The sequence below is a fragment of the Streptomyces sp. yr375 genome (assembly GCF_900110755.1).
Lineage (GTDB): Bacteria > Actinomycetota > Actinomycetes > Streptomycetales > Streptomycetaceae > Streptomyces.
The window spans coordinates 67,922-83,195 of record NZ_FOFF01000009.1 but is presented as its reverse complement, the minus strand read 5'-3'; the positions used below and the strand labels follow the sequence as shown (position 1 = coordinate 83,195).

General features: G+C 71.8%; 14 protein-coding genes. 5 read left to right on the top strand and 9 right to left on the bottom strand.

What is annotated here, in order from left to right:
- Window positions 1-7: 7 nt before the first annotated feature.
- Together BMZ82_RS12450 and BMZ82_RS12445 are read left to right on the top strand one after the other, a co-directional pair.
- Window positions 8-799: an SDR family oxidoreductase gene (locus BMZ82_RS12450; RefSeq protein WP_093774838.1), complete on the top strand. Its 792-nt coding sequence runs from the start codon at window positions 8-10 to the stop codon at window positions 797-799.
- 35 nt (window positions 800-834) lie between these two features.
- Window positions 835-1,692, top strand: a complete 858-nt coding sequence (locus BMZ82_RS12445) for an alpha/beta hydrolase family protein (RefSeq protein ID WP_093774836.1) — start codon at window positions 835-837, stop codon at window positions 1,690-1,692.
- Window positions 1,693-1,799: 107 nt separating this feature from the next.
- Here the strand turns inward: BMZ82_RS12445 and BMZ82_RS12440 are convergent, their stop codons facing one another.
- Both BMZ82_RS12440 and BMZ82_RS12435 read right to left on the bottom strand, forming a co-directional pair.
- The gene (locus BMZ82_RS12440) at window positions 1,800-2,411 is read right to left on the bottom strand and encodes a response regulator transcription factor (RefSeq protein WP_093774834.1); all 612 of its coding nucleotides are present in this window, start codon (window positions 2,409-2,411) and stop codon (window positions 1,800-1,802) included.
- Entirely contained in the window at window positions 2,357-3,691 is a 1,335-nt protein-coding gene (locus tag BMZ82_RS12435) for a sensor histidine kinase (protein WP_143098849.1), read from the bottom strand. The genes BMZ82_RS12440 and BMZ82_RS12435 overlap by 55 nt, the downstream gene beginning before the upstream one ends.
- A 655-nt stretch (window positions 3,692-4,346) precedes the next feature.
- On the opposite strand from BMZ82_RS12435, the gene BMZ82_RS12430 reads away from it, so the two are divergent.
- The gene (locus BMZ82_RS12430; protein WP_093774830.1) at window positions 4,347-5,171 is read left to right on the top strand and encodes an AfsR/SARP family transcriptional regulator; all 825 of its coding nucleotides are present in this window, start codon (window positions 4,347-4,349) and stop codon (window positions 5,169-5,171) included.
- A gap of 78 nt (window positions 5,172-5,249) precedes the next feature.
- Here BMZ82_RS12430 and BMZ82_RS12425 read toward each other — a convergent pair whose 3' ends face one another.
- The 4 genes from BMZ82_RS12425 to ccrA form a co-directional block, all read right to left on the bottom strand.
- On the bottom strand, window positions 5,250-6,035 hold the full coding sequence (locus tag BMZ82_RS12425; protein WP_093774828.1) for a thioesterase II family protein: 786 nt from the start codon (window positions 6,033-6,035) through the stop codon (window positions 5,250-5,252).
- 94 nt (window positions 6,036-6,129) lie between these two features.
- Window positions 6,130-7,023, bottom strand: a complete 894-nt coding sequence (locus tag BMZ82_RS12420) for a 3-hydroxybutyryl-CoA dehydrogenase (RefSeq protein ID WP_256251874.1) — start codon at window positions 7,021-7,023, stop codon at window positions 6,130-6,132.
- Window positions 7,020-8,018 (bottom strand): 3-oxoacyl-ACP synthase III family protein, encoded by a 999-nt coding sequence (locus tag BMZ82_RS12415; protein ID WP_093774826.1) that lies wholly within the window; start codon window positions 8,016-8,018, stop codon window positions 7,020-7,022. The genes BMZ82_RS12420 and BMZ82_RS12415 overlap by 4 nt, the downstream gene beginning before the upstream one ends.
- Window positions 8,019-8,067: 49 nt before the next feature.
- Window positions 8,068-9,447 (bottom strand): crotonyl-CoA carboxylase/reductase, encoded by a 1,380-nt coding sequence (gene ccrA, locus BMZ82_RS12410; protein WP_093774824.1) that lies wholly within the window; start codon window positions 9,445-9,447, stop codon window positions 8,068-8,070.
- A 268-nt stretch (window positions 9,448-9,715) separates the two neighbouring features.
- Here ccrA and BMZ82_RS12405 point away from each other — a divergent pair, with 268 nt between their 5' ends.
- Both BMZ82_RS12405 and BMZ82_RS12400 read left to right on the top strand, forming a co-directional pair.
- On the top strand, window positions 9,716-11,272 hold the full coding sequence (locus BMZ82_RS12405; protein WP_093774822.1) for an NAD(P)/FAD-dependent oxidoreductase: 1,557 nt from the start codon (window positions 9,716-9,718) through the stop codon (window positions 11,270-11,272).
- Between the two features lie 101 nt (window positions 11,273-11,373).
- On the top strand, window positions 11,374-11,976 hold the full coding sequence (locus BMZ82_RS12400; protein WP_256251873.1) for an RNA polymerase sigma factor: 603 nt from the start codon (window positions 11,374-11,376) through the stop codon (window positions 11,974-11,976).
- 25 nt (window positions 11,977-12,001) lie between these two features.
- Here the strand turns inward: BMZ82_RS12400 and kynU are convergent, their stop codons facing one another.
- The 3 genes from kynU to BMZ82_RS12385 form a co-directional block, all read right to left on the bottom strand.
- Entirely contained in the window at window positions 12,002-13,276 is a 1,275-nt protein-coding gene (gene kynU / locus BMZ82_RS12395; RefSeq protein ID WP_256251872.1) for a kynureninase, read from the bottom strand.
- Window positions 13,269-14,114: a tryptophan 2,3-dioxygenase gene (locus tag BMZ82_RS12390; protein WP_093774820.1), complete on the bottom strand. Its 846-nt coding sequence runs from the start codon at window positions 14,112-14,114 to the stop codon at window positions 13,269-13,271. The genes kynU and BMZ82_RS12390 overlap by 8 nt, the downstream gene beginning before the upstream one ends.
- Before the next feature lie 85 nt (window positions 14,115-14,199).
- Entirely contained in the window at window positions 14,200-15,267 is a 1,068-nt protein-coding gene (locus BMZ82_RS12385) for a 2Fe-2S iron-sulfur cluster-binding protein (protein ID WP_093775041.1), read from the bottom strand.
- Window positions 15,268-15,274 lie beyond the last annotated feature (7 nt).

Here is a 15,274-nt window from a genome sequence, read left to right as displayed (position 1 = left end):
AACCCTGATGACAACGACTGAGGAGAACACCGTGGGAAAGCTTTCGGGCCGGACGGCGCTGGTGACGGGCGGCAGCCGGGGCATCGGCAAGGCCGTCTCGATGCGGCTGGCGGCCGAGGGCGCGCTGGTCGGGGTGCACTACGGCCATGACGCGGTGTCGGCCAAGGAGACGGTCGAGGAGATCGTCGCGGCGGGCGGGCAGGCGTTCCCCGTCCACGCGGAACTCGGTGTGCCGGGCGACGCCGACACGCTGTGGGCGGCGTTCGACGAGGGGCTGGCCGGGCTCGGCGCGGCGCCCGGGCTGGACATTCTGGTCAACAACGCGGGCATCACCCTCCCCGTGGAGATCTCGAAGGTGACGGAGGCCCAGTACGACGAGGTGTTCGCGGTCAACACCAAGGCTCCCTTCTTCCTCATCCAGCGGGCGCTCGGCCGCATGCGGGACGGCGGCCGGATCGTCAACATCTCCTCGCTGGCGACCCGCGTCGCGTTCTCCTGGATCGTCGCCTACTCGATGTCGAAGGGCGCGATCGACGTGCTCACCCGCACGCTGGCGAAGGAACTCGGCCCGCGCGGGATCACCGTGAACGCGGTGTCCCCGGGTGTCACGGAGACGGGCATCAACCCGACCCTGAAGCAGCCCGAGGTGCGGGCGCGCTACGAGTCGGCGTCGGTGTTCAACCGGCTGGGCAACCCGGAGGACATCGCGGACGTGGTGGCGTTCCTGGCGAGCGACGACGCACGCTGGGTGACGGGCCAGTGCGTGGACGCGAGCGGCGGCCTGCTGCTGGGTATCTGACCCGTGCGGACCCACTTCGAGAAAGGCAGGACTTCATGAGGGAGATCTCGGCCTTCGCAGCCGAGGAGGAGCGGCGCGTCCTGAGCCTGCGCCCGGTCCTCGCGCCGGTGCACGGGAAGTACGGCGACCATCCCCACCAGACCTACGACGCCTGGCCCGCCGAGGACCCGCAGGCGCCGCTGGTGCTGTTGCTGCACGGCGGGTACTGGCGCTACGACCGGATGCACCTGACGCCGTTCGCCGCCTGGCTGGCGACTCAGGGCTTCTCCGTGCTGCTGCCGGGCTTCCGCAGGTCCGGGGGCGCGGGCGGCTATCCGGAGACGTTCGACGACGTCGCCCGGATCGTGGACACGCTGCCGCAGGGCCGGCCGTACGTCCTGGCCGGCCACTGCTCCGGCGGCCACCTCGCCCTGTGGTGCGCGGCCCGCGCCCTCCTGCCGGCCGACTCGCCCTGGCACACGACGACCCTGCCACCCGCCGTACTGGCCCTGGCCCCCCTGACCGACCTGGAGGCCACCCGCCGCGACGGCCTCAGCAACGACGCGGCCCTCCAACTCCTGGGCGGCCCCGACCAGTTCGCACAGCGCCTGCCGCACACCGACCCCCTGACCCTCCTGAAGAGCGCAGGCACCACGGGCGTCCGCACCGTACTGCTGCACGGCGCGGCCGACGAGGAGGTCCCCCTGACCCAGTTCAAGGACTACGCGGCCACCCACACCGACCTGGAAACCCTCACCCTCCCCAACACAGGCCACTACACCCTGATCGAACCCGACTCCCCAGCAGCAAGAGAGGTATCAAACACCCTGCACAGCCTGTTTTCAGCACCGGCCGGGAATCCAGCCCGTCTGGGGGTACCCCCTCTGGGGGAGTTTGAGGACGAGGCCCCTTAAGGGCCGATAGGGGGGCCTGGGGGCACAGCCCCCAGAACAGGGCAACGCTGTAGCCCCGCTCCACCCCACCTCAAGCCCCGCAGGGCATGCTCTGCTTCGCAGCCGACTCAGGTCAACCACCCCTGGTCGTAAGCGATCCGCACCGCATCGAGCCGATTACGCGCACCGAGCTTGGTGACGACGGAGGTCAGATAGTTCCGCACGGTCCCTTTGGACAGGCACAGGTTGTTCGCGATCTCGCAGACGTCGGCCCCCCGGGCAGCCTGCCGCAGAACCTCCGTCTCGCGCGCGGAGAGAAGGTTCTCCTGACAGTTCCACGCGTCCAGCAGCAGCTCGGGGTCGATGGCGCGCTGCCCGGCGGCGACCGCCCGCACCGACTTGGCGAGCTGGCTCGGCGGCGCGCCCTTGAGCAGGTACCCCGGCACCTGCGCGGCCAGCGCCCGCCGCAGCAGGTTGGGGGCGCCGAACGAGGTGAGGATCAGGGTGCGGCAGCTCGGGACCTTGCGGTGGAGTTCGGCCGCCGCGGTGAGCCCGTCCGTGCCGGGCATGTCGATGTCGAGCACCGCGACGTCGGGCAGGGTCTGGAGAGCGGTCGGCACGATGTCGTCCCCCCGGCTCACCGAGGCCACCACGGTCAGATCCGCTTCCAGCTCCAGCAGGGCGATCAGTGCCCCGCGGACCATATGGACATCCTCGGCGAGCAGGATTCTGGTGTGCATGGTCCTTTACTTTCGTTCCGTGCGTTCCGGCCCCGCGCCGGCGCGATTTCCCTGACTCCCGTGGCCTCGGCGGCGGCCGCCGGGCCGTTCGGAGGCCGCGGTGGCACCTCCGCGACGAGCCGGAAGCGGCCGTCGTCCAGGACGCCCGCCTCCGTCCGGCCGCCGAACTCCGCCAGACGGGCGTCGAGATTGGCCAGCCCGTGGCCGTCGGCAAGGCCGGCGGCGGACGGGACGACACCGTCGTTCACCATGACGAGCCGCACGGCCCCGGCGGCCACGGTGAGCGTGACGTGGCAGTGCCTGGCCCTGCTGTGCTTGAGGATGTTGGTCGTTCCCTCCCGCAGCACGATCGCCAGGACGGCGTCGAGCGCCGGGTCCAGCCGGTCGTGGTCGGTCATCATGGTCACGCCCACGCCGGCCGTGGTCAGGACCGACCGCACCGCGTCCTGCTCGGCCGCGAGCGACATGGGGTACCGGTAGCCCTTGGCCACCGCGCGCAGGTCGGTGAGGGCCTGGCGCGAGATCTCCAGCATCGCCGCGATCTCCTGACGGGCGCGGCTCTCCCCCGCCGGAACCAGTCGATGGGCCAGTTCCCCCTTCAGGATGACGGCGGAGAGGCTGCCCCCCAACAGGTCGTGCAGGTCGCGCGAGAAGCGCAGCCGCTCCCGCGCGACCGCCGCCCTGGCCAGCTCGCCCCGCTCGGCGTGCACCTCGACGAGGCGGCCGGCGATTCTACTGAACCCCCAGATCATCCAGCCCGCCAGCACCGTGTCCACGGCGTACGAGACGGCCGTGAGGAACGATTCCTGCCCCCATACGATGCCCAGCGCGCTGGCGACGATCAGCGAGCAGACGAGCCAGGCGCCGGGCAGGCCGACCAGGAGGACCGACGCGGCCAGCGGCCCCGTCATACGGACCCAGGAGGTGCCGTAGCAGAGGACGGGCAGATAGGTCAGCACGGCCTGCGCGCAGAGGATCGCCAGGAGCCGGCCGCTCGTACGGAACCGCGCCCGCACCCTCACGACGGCCAGTTGAGTGGCGAACGCGAGCGCGAAGACCACGAGGAGGCCGATGACGGGTGCGGGTCGGGTCTGCCGGGCCAGCGCGCCGAGGACGCACTGCGAGACGATCAACGCGAGCGGGACGACGGTGAGGATCCGGGTCAGCCAGTACGTGGGGATGCCGTGGTCCAGCAACCGGCCCAGCCGGTCCCGTCCGTCCAGTCCACCCAGTCCGTCCCGGCACCGCTCCTCCAGCGCTCCGGGGGACGTCCTACGCAAGGCGTTTACGCGCCTTCCACTGCCCCGGGCACCCACGTTCTCGTCTCCTCACACGCACCGGCCGTTCGCGGTGCGGCAGTTGCCCAACCTTGAACGTGCCGCGCACGGCTGGAGTTCCCCGCCGTCGTGACTGACCGAACGTCAGGATTACCGTCGCCCGACCCCACCGAATGTCGCATTCACGCCACACGGTTGCCGTTTGATTTTCACGTGGGAATGAAATAATTAGGGCAAAACAAAAACACCGCGACACCGCGACATTCCGCCCATTACACAAGTTTCGAGCCCCACGGGTCCCGCCGTCCACCGCCCGGGCGAGGAATAACCGCTCCCGATTCCGCGATGTGCCGTGCGGAGAAAATTCCGGCGCGGAACTAATGGGGGGGATGAGTGGGGGGATGCTCATGGAGCCATGATGGCTTCCTTTGAAGCCTCCATGCAAGATCTTGAAACTTAAATGTCAGGCTTCAGGCTTCCCTGGCCGAGATGCCCAACAGGTTGACTCCTGCGGCTGGTTGACCACCGAGCCGCCCCCGGCCACTTGAGTCTTGACGTGACATATTCACGTCCAGACTCGTGACTGGGGCACTGGGCCGCACGGCACGACCCTGCAAGTCTTCAAGGACGTTCCGCAAGACAGCAGAGGACTCGGATGATGGACATCACCGTTCTCGGGCCGTTCACAGCCGCCTATCGACAGTCGTCGTTCGTCCCCAGTGCCACCAAACCCCGCCAGGTCCTGGCCCTCCTGGCGCTACAGGCCGATCACGTCGTCACCGTACCGACCCTGATGGAGGAGATCTGGGGCGAGGAACTGCCCCGCAGCGCCGCCACCACCCTGCAGACCTACATTCTGCAGTTGCGCCGCAAGCTCTCCGCCGCCCTGGAGGGCGACGGCGTGGACGCGAAGGACGTCCTGGTGACCCGGCACGGCGGGTATCTCCTGCGGACCCAGCCCGGCTGGGTGGACGCACAGGAGTTCGAGAAGCTGGCCGCGTCGGGCGGCAGAGCCCTCGAGGCGGGTGACGACCGCACGGCCTCCACCGTCCTCGGCCAGGCCCTCGGGCTCTGGTTCGGGCCCGCCCTGGTGGATGTGAAGGTGGGCCGGGTGCTGGAGCTGGACGTCATCCGCCTGGAGGAGCGGCGGATGGCCGTCCTGGAGCAGCGGATCGACGCCGACCTCAGACTGGGCTGCCATGGCGAACTGGTCCCGGAACTCTCCGTGTTGGCCGCCCGGCACCCCATGCACGAGACGTTCTGCGCGCAGCTCATGACGGCTCTGTACCGGTCCGGCGGCACCTGGCGGGCCCTGGAGGTCTACCAGCGGTTGCGCTCGGCCCTGGTCAAGGAACTGGGCCTGGAGCCCTCGGAACGGCTGACGCGGCTGCACCAGGCGGTGCTCTCCGGCGAGGAGATCACCGACCACCGCCGCCTCGCCGTGTCCCACAGCCGCAGCACGGCCCGGCCGACCGCCGCCTGACGGCCGGTCCCCCACCGCGCTGTGCCGCGCCCGCCCGGCAGGTCGCCACCCCCATGGGCGATCTGCCGGGCGTCGGACTCACCGCCCGCAGGCCGTGGCCCGGGCCCCGGCATCCCATGCGGGTGGCGCGAGTTGGCCGAGCCGGGCCGCCAGGGCCGTGCGGAACTCCGGCTCGTCGAGGAAGAAGTGCCCGCCGCGCACCGGCGTCAGGTCGAAGGGCCGTACGGTCTGCTCGGCCCAGGCGGCCATGCCCGCCGGGTCGGTCAGCCGGTCCTCGAGCCCCACGAAGGCGGCGATCGGCACGTCCAGCGGCTCGCGGTGCCGGTGCGCGTAGGTCTCGACCATCTCCAGGTCGGCGCGGAGCGACGGCAGGAACACCCTCAGCACCTTCGGCTGCGCGAGCAGGACCTGCGGGATGCCGCCCATCCGGCTCACCCCGGCGGTGAACAACGGATCCTCGAGCGCGTGCAGCGGCTCGTGGGACAGCGGCCACACGGGGCTGTTGCGCGCGGAGACGAGCAGCAGTTCGGGCGGTGTGCCCGACTCCCGCAGCCGCCGCGTGGTCTCGTACCCGACGAGCGCGCCGAAACTGTGCCCGAACAGGGCGAAGGGCCGCCCCCGCCCCTCGCCCTCGACCTCTCCCTCGAACTCGCCCATCAGGCGGATCACTTCGGTCACCACCTGCCCCAGGTCCCGCAGCGGGCGCTCGCGCAACCGCCGTCCGTGGCCGGGCAGTTCGAGCGGGACCACCCGCACTCCCGCCGGCACCGCGCTCTCCAGACGGGCGTACGGCTGTGCGCTGCCGCCGGCGTGCGGCAGGCAGTACAGGGTCAGCCAGGTCTCGGGGACGGAGACCCGCGTCATGGTGTGTCTCCCTTCCGGCGGCACGGGACGCCCCGTGCCGCGTCGGTTCTGTTCCAGTGGGTCCCGGTCGACCGGGTCGTCCGGGTCGTCCGGGTCATGCGTAACGGTAGAACCCTCGTCCGCTCTTCTTGCCCAGGACCCCGCCTTCGACCATGCGGGTCAGCAGCGGCGGCGGGGCGTAGAGGGGCTCCTTGAACTCGTCGTAGAGGGCGCGGGCCACCGAGTGCAGGACGTCCAGGCCGATCAGGTCGGCGAGCTTGAGCGGGCCCAGGGGGTGCGAGCAGCCCAGCACCATGCCGCGGTCGATGTTCTCGGCGGTCGCGACGCCCGACTCGACCATCCGGACCGACGCCAGCAGATACGGCACCAGCAGCGCGTTCACCACGAAACCGGTGCGGTCCACCGACCGGACGGCCTGCTTGCCGAGGCCGACGGTCACGAACTCCTCGGCCCGGGCCAGCACCGCGTCGTCCGTGTGCAGGGACGGGATGAGTTCTACGAGCGGGATGCGCTGCGCCGGGCTGAAGAAGTGCATGCCCAGGACCTGGCCGGGGCGGCCGGTGGCGCTCGCCATGGCCGTGATGGACAGCGAGGAGGTGTTGGAGGCCAGGATCGCCGCCGGGTCCTCCAGCGTCTTGTCGAGCAGGGCGAACAGTTCGACCTTGGCGGTCTTGTCCTCGGCGATGGTCTCGATCGCCAGGTGACGGTCCGCCAGGTCGATCAGGTCGGTGGTGAAGGAGATCCGGGACAGCGCGGCGTCCCGCTCGTCCGCGCCGATCCGCTCCGCGCGCACCGCCCGGTCGAGGGAGGTGAAGACGCGGTCGCGGCCGGTCACGAGCGAGCGCGGCGAGGAGACCGCGACCCGGACGTCGTACCCGGCCAGCGCCGCCAGTTCGGCGATGCCCGAGCCCATCAGTCCGCAGCCGACGATGCCGACCCGTTCCACCCGGCCGGGCGCTTCCTCGTGGTGTGACGTCGTCGGTGTCACGCGGCGACCCCCCAGCGCAGGTAGGCGGCCGCCATGGACATGCCGCCGCCGAAGCTGCCCAGCATGACCAGGTCGCCGGGGCGCAGGTGGCCCGCGCGGGAGGCGTCGTCCAGGGTGACGGCGACCGAGGCGCTGCCGGTGTTGCCGTAGCGCTCCAGGGTGCGGTGGGTGTGGGCGTGTGCCAGGCCGCTGACCTCGACGAGCTGGGAGAGCAGGACGCCGTTGGGCTGGTGCGGGACGAAGTGCCGGACCTCGCCGAGCGGCAGGCCCGTCCGGTCGGCCAGGCGCTGCGCGAAGGGCGGGAAGTTCGCCATGACGAAGTCGCGCACCCCGCGCCCGTCCATGCGGAAGAAGTGGTCGCCGCGGGCGACGGTCCCGGCGTCCGCCGGGAGCCGGCTGCCGCCCGCGTCGACCCGGATGAGCCGCTGGGCGTCACCGCGGCTGGCGAGTTCGAAGTCGACGAACCCGGAGCCGTCCTGGGTGCGGCCGACGAGCGCGGCCCCGGCGCCGTCGCCGAGCAGCACCGCCGTGCGGCGGTCGGAGAAGTCCAGGGACCGGGAGTACAGGTCGGCGGCGACCACGAGGGCCAGGCTCTCCGGCCGCTGGGCGACCAGGGCGCGGGCGAGCGCGAGGGCGTAGACGAAGCCGCTGCACACCACGTTGATGTCGAAGCAGGCGGCCCGGGTGGCGCCCACGATGTGCTGGACGAGGCAGGCGGTGGGGGGTTGCGGCGAGTCGCCCGTCGAGGTGGAGACGATGAGGTAGTCGACGTCCTCGGGCCGCACGCCGGCGCGTTCCAGGGCGTCGGCCGCCGCGTGGGCGGCCAGGTCGGACGTGGCCTCGTCGGGGGCCGCGAACCGCCGGCTCCTGATCTGCGTCCTGCGCTCGATCCATTCGGTTTCCACGCCGACGCGTTCGGCCACCTCGGCGTTGCTCACCTCCTGCTTCGGGAAATACGAACTCGTACTCAGGATTCCTATGGCGTGGGGAACCATGGGGCAGTGTCTCCTTGGGACGGGATTACGGGACCGTTTCGATTCCGGGTCAGGCCGTACTCCCGGTGGGGGCGGAAGTCGGGGTGGAAGTCGGGGTGGCCTGGGCGCGATTCCGCAACGGGTTGAGCCGCTTCTCGCCGATCCTCACCCGCAGTTCCGGATCGGTTACGCCCAGTCCCTCTTTCGGGGCCAGGCAGAGCACTCCGACCTTTCCGACGTGCCGGTTCTGCTGGACCTGGCGTATCGCCGTACCGGCTTCCTCGAGGGGATGGACGTCGGACAGTGCCGGCATGAGTTTCCCGAGGGTGAGGAGACGGTTGCACTCCGCCATCTCCTGGAGGTTCGCGGCATGGCTGCCGACAATGCGCTTGAGATTCATCCACAGATAGCGGTTGTCGTACTCGTGCCGATAGCCGGTGCTCGATCCGCAGGTGACGACGGTGCCGCCGCGCCGGACCACGAAGACCGAGATACCGAACGTCGCCCGGCCGACGAAGTCGAAGACGACGTGCGGGTCCTCGCCGGTCTCCCGGCGGATGATCCGGCCCAGCCGCTTGCCCAGGGCGATCGGGTCGTCGGGCGTGGTGTCGCCGTCCAGACCGATCTCCGCGCGGTTGATCACCACGTCGCAGCCGAGGTCGCGGACCAGTCGCGCCTTCTCCTCCGAGCCGACCACGCCGACCGGGATACCGCCCGCGTTCTTGACCAGTTGGACGGCGTAGGCGCCGAGGCCGCCGGCCGCGCCCCAGATCAGGACGACGTCGCCGAGCTTGATCCGGGCCGCCCGGTCGCTGATCAGCATCCGGTAGGCGGTGCCCGCGGTCAGCAGGTTGACGGCCGCCTCCTCCCACGTCAGATGGCCCGGCTTGGGCAGGAGCTGGCTCGCCCTGACCACCGCGTAGTGCGCCAGGCCGCCGAAGTTGGTCTCGAAGCCCCAGGCCCGCTGCCCGGCGCCGAGCACGCCGTCGGCGTGGGTCATCGGCTCCTGGTCGTCGACCTGCAGGGGGCTGACCACGACGTGGTCGCCCACCTGCCAGCGGCGGGTGCCGGAGCCCACCCGGACGATGACGCCGGCGGCGTCGGAACCGATGACGTGATAGGGCTGGTCGTGCCGGGCGGAATAGCCGCCCTCCCTGCCGAAGCGTTCCAGGAAATTGAAGGTCGGAATCGGCTCGAACATCGCCGACCAGACGCTGTTGTAATTCACGGAACTGGCCATCACGGCCACCAGCACCTCGTCCGGGGCCAGTTCCGGCATGGGCACCGTACCGACGTGGACCGATTTCCGGACGTCCTTGTCCTCGACCCCCGCGAACATACCCACGTCTTCCTTGCGGAGGTGGGCGGCAAGGTATTCGTGCGGCACTTTCTCCCGTTGCAGTTCCGCCGCGTCCGCGCCGGCCAGTACCGCCTCGGTCAGGGAAAACATAAAAAATCCTCCGATGCGACTCAGATCAACATGATGGATTCCCGCGAGGTGACCTCTGCGGCCTCGAACGCCTCGTACCGCGGCGGTTTTTCGAGCATCGCGGACACCTCCTCCCGACCGGGAACACGGGGGCCCAAACCGGATCACAGCACTGCCGGGTCGCACTTCGGCGGATATCCACTTGAGGCCGACCGCAGCCGGTTCGGCGGGTTCGCCGGTTCAGCCGGGGCTCGAGGCGGATTCCAGCAGGGCTGGCCAGGCTCGCGGCATGAGAAATCCCGAGGCCCGAGCCGACCCGGCGTTCGACGTCGCGGTGCTCGGCGGCCGGCTCTCGGCCGGCCTGCTGGCGGCGGTGCTGGCCAGGCAGGGCGTCCGGGTTCTGCTGGTGAACCCGCCGGGTGATCTCCACGCGCCCGCGGGCGAGACGACGGTGCCGTACACCGCCGAGGTGTTCCGGCTGCTGGCCCGCCGCTTCGAGGTGCCCGAGATCGCCGCCTTCGGCCGGTTCCCCGAACTGCCCGCACGGCTGCGCGGCACCAGCGGCGTGAACCGCGGCCCCGGCTACCTCTACCACCGTCCGGGCCGACGGCAGCGCCCCCGGGAGTGCGTGCGGTTCGCGGTCCCCGACGAACACGCCGCGTGGCATCCCTTCCTCCCGAACGCCGACCGCTACGCCCTCGACCTCGCCGCCGTGCACGGCGCGGCGGTGTCCGTCGCCCTGCTCGAGGACGCCGGGAGCGACGAGGACCACGCGTGGGTGCGCGCCGCGGACGGGCGGCTGCACCGGGCGCGCTTCGTGGTGGACGCGGTCGGCCCCGGCTCGCCGCTGGTGGCGCGCAACGGCGGTGACGATCCGACGGCGCGGCTGCGGCACCGGTCACGGGTGCTGGCCACCCGGATGCGGGACGTCGTCCCGTTCGAGGACCTCGCCCCGCGCGGGCGCCACCGGCGGTTCGGGCCGTGGTCGCAGGGCACCGTCAACCACCTCTTCGACGGCGGCTGGGTGCAGCTCGTCGGCTTCGGCAACCACGCCGAGAGCCGCCATCCGCAGACCTGCGTCACCCTCAGCGTCGACCCGGACCGCTTCGACGGCCTCCCGGCCGATCCGGACCAGGCGTTCCACGCCGTCATCGGCCGATTCCCCGACCTGGCACGGCAGTTCGGCGGCGCCACGGCGGTCGTGCCGTGGACCGACGCCCCGCGCTGGCAGCGCACCGCCGCCCGCACCCGGGGGCCGCGATGGTTCGCGATGGAGCCGTCGGCGAGCCGCAACGACCCGTTCCTGGCCCGCGAGATCACCACGCACGCGGAGATCGTCCACGCGCTGGCCGCCGCCCTGATCCACGCCGTCCGCGCCGGCGACTGGTCCGCCGAACCGTTCGTACGGGTCGCCCGCCTCCAGGAGGAGCTGTCCCGGCACGGTGACCGGCTGCTGTGCGCGGCGCGCACCGCGTGCCAGGACGTCCGGCTGTGGAGCGCCTTCTGCCGGGTGTGGCTGGTGTGGCAGCAGCTCGCGCATCTGTCGCTGCGCCGGGCCCGCCTCGCCGCCGAGGCCGCGCCGGACGGCGACTGGTCGCCGGTCGAGCGGTACGAGCTGGGCTGGATGTGGTTCCACGCCCCGGCGGGGCTGCGGGAACTGGTGGCGCGTTCGCTGGACGCCGTCGACGACGTACGGGCCGGGTCACGGACGCCCGGCCAGGCCGCGGATCTGATCTTCCGGGGGCTGAAGGACGGGGCGTTCCTGCCCTCGCCGGCCGTCCTCGGGAGCCACCGGCCCCGGCTCCGCCCCTGCCCGTGGCGCGAGCGGCTGCGCCTGCTCCGGTAACCGCGCACGACGCCACGCCCGACACCGCGCACAACGCCGTGCACCCCAAGCCGCCGACCGTCTGGCCAGGCCGCCCGCCCGCCGCACTCGTGGGAGCCCCCATGTCCAGCACCCTCATGTCCAGCGCCGTCACGTCGAGCGCCGTCACGTCGGGCACCGTCCCGCCCGAGAGCGACGTCGTCGCCCTGCGCGACCGCCAGGTCCCGGAGGTGAGCGTCCTGTTGCCGCGCGCCCAGGCCGGCGACCGGCAGGCGATGAACGACCTGTTGCAGCACGTCGCCCCACTGGTCGTACGGCTGTGTCAGCGCGTCACCCGGCGGCACGGACCGGACGCCGCGCAGGAGGCGATGGTCGCGATCTACCGCGGCCTGCGCGGTCTGCGCGAGCCGGGCGCGTTCTACGCCTGGGTCCGCGCGGTCGCCGTCCGCGAAGCCGTCCGCACCCACCAGCGGCTGGGCGACTTCGCGGCCGAGGATCTGCCCGACCTGGTCCAGGACGCCAACCCGATGGCCGCCGTCCACATCAGCGACGTCCTGGACCGGCTGCCGGACCACCATCGCGAGGTGCTCACCCTGCGCGTGGTCTACGGCCTGGACGAGCAGGAGATGGCGACCGCGCTCGCCCTGCCGCTCGGCACGGTCCGCTCCCGGCTGTACCGGGCGCGGCGCAACTTCCACGACGCCTGGCACCAGCAGCCCGCCTGACACCCCGTCACCGGCCGGTCAGGTGTCAGGTGACGGCGGCACGCTGCCGGAACCGCGGGTCCTGGTACTCCCCCAGGGTCACCGCCTCCGCCAGGTGCCGTACGGCCGTCAGCATGTCGTGGTGGGAGACGTACAGGGCGTTGACGCCGAACCGCAGCAGGTCGGGGGCGCGCATGTCGCCGATGACACCGCGGGCGGCGAGCGCGGCCACCAGCGGATACGCCTCCGGGTGCCGCAGCGCCACCTGACTGCCGCGCCGGTGCGGTTCCCGTGGGGTGACCACGGAGAAGCCGAGACCGTCCAGCAGGGTGTCGACGCAGTCGATGAAGAACCCGGTCAGCGACAGGCTCTTGGCCCGGACCCGCTCCATGCCGGCCCCGTCGAACGCGGTGAGGGCGGCCTCCAGCGCGAGCAGCGAGAGGATCGGCGGCGTGCCGATCCGGGCCCGCTCCACGCCCGCGGCGGGGGTGTAGTCGCCGCTGAGTCCGAAGGGGTCCGCGTGCCCGTTCCAGCCGGTGAGCGGCTGGTCGAAGGCGGCCTGGTGACGCCGGGCGATGTAGACGAAGGCCGGGGCGCCCGGTCCGCCGGACAGGAACTTGTAGCCGCAGCCCACCGCCAGGTCGACGTCCAGCTCGTCCAGTTGGACGGGCAGCGCGCCGGCCGCGTGGCACAGGTCCCACAGCATCAGCCCCCCGGCCACCTGTACGTCGCGGGTGACGGCGGCCATGTCGTGGAGCTCGCCGGTGCGGTAGTCGACCGGGGAGTAGCCGGCCACCGCCACCTCGTCGCCCCGTTCGGCCAGGAACCGCGGCAGGCCGTCCACCGCGACCCGGCAGACCTCCATGCCGAGCATCCTGGCCACCGAGTCGGCGATGTACTGGTCGGTGGGGAAGTGCCCCGGGTCGGTCAGCAGCACCCGCCGCCCGGGACGCAGCCGCGCCGCCGCCGTCAGGCAGTTGAACAACTGCACGGTGGTGGAGTCGCCCGCCGCGGTCTGCCCCGGCGCCGCGCCCAGCAGCCGTCCGATCGCGTCGCCCACCCGCAGCGGCGCCTGCCACCACTCGTGCTCGTTCCAGGACCGGATCAGGCCGGTGCCCCACTGCCGGTGCACGGCGTCCGCGAGCGCCGCCGGCACCGCGGCCGGCAGCGCGCCGAGCGAGTTGCCGTCCAGATAGACGGTGCCCTCGGGCAGGACGAAGCGCTCCCGCAGGCCCGCCAGCGGGTCCGCGGCGTCGAGCGCGGACGCCCGCACCCGCAGTTCCTCGAGGGCGGGCGCGGCTTCAAGGGTCTGCCTAGACAAGGCCACGCACCGTCCACAGCTCGGGGAACACGGAGCGGGTGTTCCGCTCTTCCAGCCAGGCGACGCCGGAGGAGCCGCCGCTGCCCGACTTGGCGCCCATCGCCCGGCGGGTGGCGAGGAGATGGTCGCCGCGCCAGCGCAGCACCAGCTCGGCGATGTCGGTGAGCGCCTCGCCCAGGGCGAGCAGCGGGGCGTTCTGCGGCCCGGCGTAGACGCTTCGCCAGGCCTCCTCGACGTCCGGGTCGGCCTCGTAGGCGACGGTCAGGTCGCGTTCGAGGACGCGCTCCGGGACGGGCAGGCCCTGGCGGTGCAGGTAGGCCAGCGCCGCGTCGTACAGCGACGGCTGGTGCAGCAGCTCCTCCAGCGCGGCGTAGGCGCGGGGGTCCGCCCGCTGCGGGTTCATCAGCGACCGGGACTTGTCGCCGAGCAGGAACTCCATGTGCCGGTACATCGCCGACTGGAAGCCGGACGCCTGGCCGAACGCCTCGCGGAAGCTGTTGAACTGGGCCGGCGTCATCTTCGCGATCGGCCCGATGGACTCGTTGAGGGCGTGATGGGCGCTGATGCTGCGGCGCAGGGCGTCCATGGCGCCCTCGTGGTCGTCCTTGGCCAGCGCGTCCCGGGCGGCCTTCCACTCGTGGACGACGAGCGTCAGCCACAGCTCCATCACCTGGGTCGTGACCAGGAACGTCATCTCGTTCGGGGACTGGGTCAGGGGCTGCTGGAGGGAGGACAGCACCGACGCGTGGACGTACTCGTCGTAGGGGGTCTTGCCCTCGAAGGTCACCAGCGGTTCGTCCGTCCCCGGGTCGCAGGGCAGTGACGTGGTGTCGGTCATCGCGTCTCCGTAAGTGTCGGGTGGCCCGATGGGGCCGGATAAAGCTGATGGTTGACGGCGGATGGTTGACGGCTGACGGCGTCGCTCAGAGGTCGAAGTCGAGCGCCGTGTCGTCGGACTCCGGGCGGGCGCGGCAGGCGAGGGTGTATCCCGCCGCGAGTTCGGCGGGCCCCAGCACGTGCTGGCGGCCGGTCGTGACGGTGCCGTGGGTCACCCTGGCGCGGCAGCTTCCGCACAGGCCCTCGCGGCAGGAGTACGGGGTGTCCGGTCTGACCCGCAGCAGGGCGTCGAGCGCCGTGCGGTCCTGCTCCTCCATGACGGCCACGGCCGTCCGGCCGCCGAGCGAGGCGGTGATCCGCACGGTACGGCCGTGGCGTTCGGGCTCCGGCGGTGGCGGATCCTGGGGGCCGAGGGAGAAGAGCTCGGCGTGGGTACGGGCCGGGTCGGCGCCCCACCGGGTCAGCGCCTCGCTCACCGACGTGACCATCCCCCACGGCCCGCAGAGATAGAAGTGCGCGTCGCCGCCCGGCTCGGCGCCGACCGCGCGGAGCAGTCCCGGCAGCCTCGCGGTGTCGACGTACCCGGAGAGCAGCTCGGCCTCGCGGGTCTCCCGGGTCAGCAGGTAAAGGGGGAGGAAGCGATCGACGTAGGCGTCCTTGAGGTCGGCCAGCTCGTCGGCGAGCAGCACGGACCGGGCCGTGCGGTTGGTGTAGAGCAGCGACACCCGGCACCGCGGGTCGTCGCGCAGCGCCTCCGCGGCCATGCTCAGCAGCGGGGTGATGCCGCTGCCGGCGGCCACCATCACATGGTGCGCGCCGGGCTCGGCCGCGAGCCCGAAACCGCCGGTCGGCGGCGCGACGTCCAGGGTGTCTCCGGCGGCCAGCACGGTCGTGGCGTACTCCCCGAAGCCACCCGGCCCGAGCCGCTTGACCACCAGCCGCAGTTCGCGCCGCGCGGAGGGCGGCGGGCAGATCGAGTAACTGCGGCGGATCTCCGTCCCGCCGAGCACATGCCGAACGGTGACATGCTGCCCGGGCCGGTAGGCAAAGGCGTCGGCGTCGGCGTCAGGGAGGTCGAGGCTGAGGGCCACGGCGTCCTCGGTGAGCGGCCGTACCCGCGCCACCCGCAGCCGGTGCCATCCGGTCGTCGTCATGGCCACC

What these genes read in the sequence shown, in the direction of transcription:
- BMZ82_RS12430 (WP_093774830.1), top strand. Translation starts at nt 4,347, where the DNA reads ATGGACATCACCGTTCTCGGGCCGTTCACAGCCGCCTATCGACAGTCG.
- BMZ82_RS12385 (WP_093775041.1), bottom strand. Translation starts at nt 15,267, where the DNA reads ATGACGACGACCGGATGGCACCGGCTGCGGGTGGCGCGGGTACGGCCG.
- BMZ82_RS12415 (WP_093774826.1), bottom strand. Translation starts at nt 8,018, where the DNA reads ATGGTTCCCCACGCCATAGGAATCCTGAGTACGAGTTCGTATTTCCCG.
- ccrA (WP_093774824.1), bottom strand. Translation starts at nt 9,447, where the DNA reads ATGTTTTCCCTGACCGAGGCGGTACTGGCCGGCGCGGACGCGGCGGAA.
- BMZ82_RS12425 (WP_093774828.1), bottom strand. Translation starts at nt 6,035, where the DNA reads ATGACGCGGGTCTCCGTCCCCGAGACCTGGCTGACCCTGTACTGCCTG.
- BMZ82_RS12445 (WP_093774836.1), top strand. Translation starts at nt 835, where the DNA reads ATGAGGGAGATCTCGGCCTTCGCAGCCGAGGAGGAGCGGCGCGTCCTG.
- BMZ82_RS12450 (WP_093774838.1), top strand. Translation starts at nt 8, where the DNA reads ATGACAACGACTGAGGAGAACACCGTGGGAAAGCTTTCGGGCCGGACG.
- BMZ82_RS12440 (WP_093774834.1), bottom strand. Translation starts at nt 2,411, where the DNA reads ATGCACACCAGAATCCTGCTCGCCGAGGATGTCCATATGGTCCGCGGG.
- BMZ82_RS12390 (WP_093774820.1), bottom strand. Translation starts at nt 14,114, where the DNA reads ATGACCGACACCACGTCACTGCCCTGCGACCCGGGGACGGACGAACCG.
- BMZ82_RS12400 (WP_256251873.1), top strand. Translation starts at nt 11,374, where the DNA reads ATGTCCAGCACCCTCATGTCCAGCGCCGTCACGTCGAGCGCCGTCACG.
- BMZ82_RS12405 (WP_093774822.1), top strand. Translation starts at nt 9,716, where the DNA reads ATGAGAAATCCCGAGGCCCGAGCCGACCCGGCGTTCGACGTCGCGGTG.